The 5,728-nt window shown below is 57.5% G+C and carries 4 protein-coding genes, 1 pseudogene and 1 riboswitch; of the genes and pseudogenes, 2 read left to right on the top strand and 3 right to left on the bottom strand.

All coding sequences use genetic code 11. The features are described 5' to 3' along the window. Positions 1 to 382 (bottom strand): annotated as a pseudogene (locus ACH2EH_RS05800) (hypothetical protein); the annotation flags it as partial. A gap of 219 nt (positions 383 to 601) precedes the next feature. Between ACH2EH_RS05800 and ACH2EH_RS05795 the strand changes: the two are divergent. Further along, positions 602 to 1,213, top strand: a complete 612-nt coding sequence (locus tag ACH2EH_RS05795; RefSeq protein ID WP_395139813.1) for a hypothetical protein — start codon at positions 602 to 604, stop codon at positions 1,211 to 1,213. 57 nt (positions 1,214 to 1,270) lie between these two features. Here ACH2EH_RS05795 and ACH2EH_RS05790 read toward each other — a convergent pair whose 3' ends face one another. Further along, positions 1,271 to 2,113, bottom strand: coding sequence for a DUF1559 domain-containing protein (locus tag ACH2EH_RS05790; protein WP_395139811.1), 843 nt, complete (start codon positions 2,111 to 2,113; stop codon positions 1,271 to 1,273). A 33-nt stretch (positions 2,114 to 2,146) separates the two neighbouring features. Then, a riboswitch (ZMP/ZTP riboswitch) is annotated at positions 2,147 to 2,260 on the bottom strand. Positions 2,261 to 2,544: 284 nt separating this feature from the next. On the opposite strand from ACH2EH_RS05790, the gene ACH2EH_RS05785 reads away from it, so the two are divergent. Continuing rightward, positions 2,545 to 3,120, top strand: a complete 576-nt coding sequence (locus tag ACH2EH_RS05785; RefSeq protein WP_395139809.1) for a hypothetical protein — start codon at positions 2,545 to 2,547, stop codon at positions 3,118 to 3,120. Here ACH2EH_RS05785 and ccsA read toward each other — a convergent pair whose 3' ends face one another. Further along, entirely contained in the window at positions 3,121 to 5,583 is a 2,463-nt protein-coding gene (gene ccsA, locus ACH2EH_RS05780) for a cytochrome c biogenesis protein CcsA (RefSeq protein ID WP_395139807.1), read from the bottom strand. Between the last annotated feature and the right edge of the window lie 145 nt (positions 5,584 to 5,728).

Raw genomic sequence — 5,728 nt, 5'->3', positions numbered from 1 at the left:
TGAGGCGGTAGTCGTCGTTGTAGGAGAAAACATCGTTGCCGGTGTTGTAGGGCGGGTCCATGTAGACCACGTCCACGCCACGGGTGCGACCGCCACGGTAGCGCGAGAGCAGCGAGGCCATCACCGAGAGATTGTCTCCGTTGATAATCTCATGGTCGCCTTTGTCCTGCTGGAAACTCTCGTAGAGGCTCGGAATCAGCGTGACGGGCTTGACTTGCTCGTTTAAGAAGCGATTACGACCCAGCCACTGCAACGTCGCATCAGCGGCGCTGGTCTCGCCAACGGTGGAGAAGACCGTGCCCATGCGCTTCTCTTCTTCAAACTGCTCGATACGGGCGATTAGCTCGTCCTTGGAAAGGGTGTGTAAAGGATGCTCATTCATGCTCATAGGTCGTTACCTGGAATTCCATTTAGGCTACTTTTTTCAAAAAGGTAGTTACCAGATTCATTCTGGTAGTTACTTTTTATTGTTGGGTAGCTTATTTTCTTGCACTCTGATCTACCGGGAACGAAGGTCAAACTCAAACCCGTAAAAAAGAGCATACGCTCTCACTCCGATCTAGTGAGTCGAAAGCGGAATCAAGCACGGAGGTTTTTTACCATGCCCCAAGATTATTTGCCTACAAACGACCGCGAATTTCTCGCCTGGCTCAAGAATTTTAACCAGGTAGCAGTTGTCAACAAGACGGTCTTTGGCTTCACTACCGACGACCTGAGTGAACTCACCGCAGCCGAGACAACTTTGGAAGACGCGATTGCTACCAACGACGCTGCCCAGAGTGCCGCGCAGGCGGCGATGACCGCAAAGACACAAGCGCAATCGGCGGCGATGACATCCGCCCGAACCGCCGCCCAGCGCGCCCAGACCAGCAAGGCCACCGATGCCCTGCGCGATGCTCTGGGGATCACGGTGCGCGATAAAGTGCGCTCCACTCTGACCGCACAAACTCCCCTCGATCTGGTTGCCACGCCCCACGCTGACGGCACAAACACCCTCAAGTGGAAATCCGGCGAGAACAAACCGGGCACGCAGTATCTCATCGAAGCAAAAGCCGCTGATGCGGGAGCCTGGGCACTCATTGACGCCATTACCAGAACCAGTTACACGCACACCAGCCAGACCCCGGGTCAGAAAGTGCGCTATCGGGTACGCGCCAAGCGCGGCGACTCCACCAGTGGCTACACCAACGAAGTCGGAGTCTACGGGGGATAGCCTACCCCTCATACGGCCTTTTGCACGAATCGTATGCCGCCTCATGAAATGAGGCGGCTACGGCTGGCAGCCGAGCTGTGGCAATAAACACGGCGCACACGAAGCCGCCGCGATTCCGGTTCCGGTGAGTACGGGCGTGCAGAGGGCCAGGTAGCGGTTGTCATTGATAGGGGGATAGAAGTCCGCGCTGAGCTTGCGGGCCTTCGCATGCCCATCAGCCCAGAGGACATTGGTCATCCCATTGTGGCGGCCACGGGGCGCGCCATAGTCGTTGGCACCTGCCATCAGGTTGCTGCCTGAGTGGACGAGCAAGTAGGGGTAACGGTTTGCCGTGGTAGGGAAGCCGGTCGCCGCTGCCGTGGCGCGCTTCTCGGGCCAGAGATCCGAGGTGCCAAAGGCGGCGGTCTGCGCCGTGGAAGCGCCATCTACGATTAGGACAATCTCAGCGGGCTTATCCATGGCGGGAAGAGAGCTGGTCATGACCCCACCACTGGCGTTGTTATTGCCGCCGAGATAGTAGTTATAGGCATAGGTCACCACAAAACCATTCCCGATGCCACAACCTGCCGGGTCGGCAATCGTTCCTACCGTGATCCCCGCCGTACGCGGCGCTGAGGGGCACTGGAAGACCTGGGTATTCTTGATGTACGGCTGAATCATCGCGGGCCAGGAGCAGCGTGTGCCACTCGCGGACGTACCCCACATGCCCATAAGAAGCATCTCGTCGTAGTCCTGTGAGTACATCATCAGACCTGTTCCGATCTGCTTCTGGTTAGAGAGACACGAGGCGGCACGGGCTTTCTCGCGGGCCTGGGCAAAAACGGGGAAGAGAATGGCGGCTAAAATCGCGATAATAGCGATCACCACCAAAAGTTCAATCAGAGTAAAAGTACGACGCATAGTCGGGTAAACCTCCAAAAAGAGAAAGTTTGTCCCGAGTGCCCAGGCGGACGGCAGGACAGAGGATTGCTATCGGCGCTCCCTCGGGGGCGTTCCCCGTGCAAGCTTTAAAGAAAACTTACCTTTGCGCCAGTGACGCCGACAATCAAGAGTATACCCCGGCACAAGATAAAATCGCTCCGGTAAGAGGCACGCCTGCCCTTACCGGAGCGATCTTAGATTTACTTAGAGTTACACTGTCAGTAGGGCTTTTGCAGGGCGAAGGGATCGCGGCCACATCACTTTGCGAAGCTCTGGTCACAAGATTGTGATGCTGGAAGTATAGGATTTCTGCAGGGCATTCGCTGTGACTTCCCGCACTTTAAGGTGTGATCTGCATCATAGTCAATCAGAGAAGGAAGCATCGCCGACGATGTCGAAAGGTGTCTTCTGTGAACGAGGGAGTTTTAGAGGAGCCACGTGCTCAGGATATTCTTCTCTACCGAAAAGTCGCAATTGCCATTGTCGCGACCCATCTCGGGCTGGAAGACGCCTTTGTGGAGTCCGTGCTGCTCGACGAGATGGACGAGTATCTGGAGTCCCTGGTGGAGGTTCGGGAGCGGCTTAAGATGGAGCACTACGACGAGTACCTCTCGCTTCTTTCTCGCGAGGTCATTGTCCGCTATGCTGCCACTGCCGCCGAGGGGCTTGCCGCCGATCCCGAGAGTGTCCTCGCGCGCCGCCGCATTATGGGCGACACGGGTGGATTTGGGCTTGTGGATAACATCAACGCCGTGGTGCGTCTGCACGAGATCTTTGAGGTTTTGGAATCTCCCCACGCCGAGAGCGGCGCGGAGGCGATTCTTGTCTCGGTGAAGCGGCAGCTCTGTAACTACTACAACGCCGTTGCCTACGACCTTGTGCGCGGCCTGCTCCTGCCCGTCATCATTGATGTCGCTGAGGAGTACATTCGCAACGACCAGCTCTCCGCCGCAAGAGTGCGGGAGCTGGTCATCGCCGCACAGTAGTTACTCTTTGATCCCAGCGATTTCCGTGATTCGCCGCCGGTAGGCAATGAAGCCACCGAGGGTGTAGAGCAACGTCCCCACCCAGATGAAGCCGATGAGGGGCTTGGTGGAGAGCTCCACAAAGACCGCATCGCCTGGATCAGGAGCGTTGAAGGTCTCGAAGCGGAGGGTTTCGTAGGTGGCGAACTCCTGCATCCGTCGGCCCTCGTTGTAGGCACTGAAGTCCTTCATGAGCGCTTGCTGGAACGCGGGTGTCCCGGGAGCGCCCGCCTCTTTAGCCCGCGCGACAGCGGCCTCGGAAGCGGACTGTTTCTCTTTGATATCTTTCTCTGTGGGAGCGGGGAGCATGCGTAGGATCACTTTTCCGTGCTTGCCACCCGGCCCCGGAATCTCAACCACTTCAGAGTACGCGCCCCCTGCAGACGGCTCGTGACGCACCGCCACTTTTATAGGGGTCTGCTTGCCCTGGTAGGTGACAATCACATTGGCGACCATGCGGACTGCGGAGAGCTTATTGAAATCGGCCTCGCTATGCTTGGCAAGCACGGCTTTGGCTTTTTCGTCTAAATCGTAGCCCATTAAGGTGAAGGTGTAGTCCCCAAAAGTCTTGGTCTCCCCGCGCTTTAGGGAGAAGAGCCAGTTGGAGCTGGTGGCATCCTGTTGATCCACAAACTCTTGTGCCTCACCACTAAGAGCTAAGTAGACATCGCCCCAGAACTTATGGTGAATGGCGGGTGGGTTGGACTGTGGACTGTCTTTGCCTTCCCAGGGCACATACGAGTAGTGTGGCTCGGCGTTCCACTGCGAGTTGCCGTCCACCACTTTGATCCGAATGGCGTTGTCACGCGCAAACGGGTCCATGGTATAGCCTTCGTAGGTTAGCTTGTAGCCCAGCGCCTCGGTCGGCTGGTTCTTGATGAGCAGAATGCCCTCTTTGTGCTTAGAGAACATCACCAACCCGGCGAGGCCAGCGAGTAACAACCCAATTCCGGCATGGGCGACGTGCCCCCCAATGCTTAGACGTCCCCCCTTAGATTTTAGGCGTGGGGCGATTAGTATCGCATTAGCGATCACGCAGAACAGTGAGGCGGCAAAGAGCAGTACCATCGCTGGGTGGCGCAGACCCAGGTACATTCCGACTCCCGTAAAGCCCATCGCAAGAACAATCGCGGTGATATAGGCGGGGAAGAGCTTTTTGTAGGCACTCGGGGCATCGCCGTTTTTCCAGGTCAGGAACGGTGCCGCCGCCATCAGCAGTAGCATCCCAATCGCAGGAGCATAGAGCGCTTTGTTGTAGAACTCCGGCTCAGCCGCCTGCCCTTTTGCGCTCCAGAGCTTGGTGATCAGGGGGCCGGACATTCCCAGGGCCACAAAGAACCCGATCAGCCCGATAATAATTCCCGCCGCCGCAAAGCCCGTCTCGCGGCTCAGAAACGCAGCACTCTCCTGCTTCTCGCTGCGCTTGGGGATATCCCAGTTGCGCAGCAGCAGCAGGCCGAGCGGAATAAAAGTCCACATCAGAACGCCGACTAAGATCAGCCAGAAACCGTCGTTGCCTAGCGAGGAGAACGAGTGGACAGAGAAGTCGGAGAGAACGCCGGTGCGCGTGAGAAACGTCCCGTAGAACATCGCGGCAAACGGCAGGATGCCTAAAAAGAAGTTCGCCTTACGCCACGAGCCATTCTTGTTCTGAAGAACCAGTCCGTGCAGCAGTGAGGTGAGAAGCAGCCAGGGAAATAGCGAGGTATTCTCGACCGGATCCCAGGCCCAGAAGCCGCCCCAGCCCAGAGTCTCGTAGGCCCAGTAGCCGCCCAGAGAGAGTCCAAAACCAAGTGTCGCAAACGAAAAAAGGGTGCAAGGAAGCGCGGACTTCACCCAGCCGTCCCAGTCGCGGTGCAGCATGCCGTAGATCGCCCAGACCGAGGGGAGAATGGTGGAGGCGAACCCGAGAAAGAGAATGGGCGGATGGATGACCATCCAGTAGTTCTCTAGCGACGGGTTGAGCCCGCGACCGTCCGCAGGAACGGCCCCTGGAGGAACAGCAAAGGGACACTTGACCAAAATAAGGCTCAGGAGATAGACCTGTGCGATCCCGAAGATTGGCCACGCCTTGGCGCTGTTCTTACCGCCTTTGTAGGCCAGCCAGAGCCCGAGCATCGCCGTCCAGAATGCCCAGAGGAGCATGGAGCCCTCTTGGCCACCCCAGAACGCCGCCATTAAATACCAGGTCTTGGTGCGCCGCGAGGTGTACTCGGCAACATAGTGCACCTGGAACTGGTGGGTTGCGATCAGGTAGGCAAGGTAGGTACAGGCCCCGACCACACTCGCGGTCGCCAGTGCCACAAAGCGTTTCGCCCAGTCGCAGAGTCCGGTGCGCTCAGCCTTGCCGCAGAGTACAAAAAGCACATTGGCGATCACCGTCGCCGCCAGTGCAAACCCGAGAAGTGTATATCCTAATGGCATCGTGTATTTCCTCGCCGCCGATTGAAATCGGCGTCTGCAGTAGCCTTCGGCTGCGAAGCCTGTGCCAGGCTGTAGTTAGTCGGCGTTCTGATGTGGACTTTTATTCCGCTCGGCCTGCTGCTGCTGCGCAACTGGGATATCCCCA

It is taken from the genome of Armatimonas sp. (genome assembly GCF_043760365.1).
In the GTDB taxonomy this organism is placed as follows: domain Bacteria; phylum Armatimonadota; class Armatimonadia; order Armatimonadales; family Armatimonadaceae; genus Armatimonas.
Note: the sequence above shows the minus strand (reverse complement) of the source record. Positions and strands in the feature narration are given on the sequence as shown.

What these genes read in the sequence shown, in the direction of transcription:
- ACH2EH_RS05795 (WP_395139813.1), top strand. Translation starts at nt 602, where the DNA reads ATGCCCCAAGATTATTTGCCTACAAACGACCGCGAATTTCTCGCCTGG.
- ACH2EH_RS05790 (WP_395139811.1), bottom strand. Translation starts at nt 2,113, where the DNA reads ATGCGTCGTACTTTTACTCTGATTGAACTTTTGGTGGTGATCGCTATT.
- ccsA (WP_395139807.1), bottom strand. Translation starts at nt 5,583, where the DNA reads ATGCCATTAGGATATACACTTCTCGGGTTTGCACTGGCGGCGACGGTG.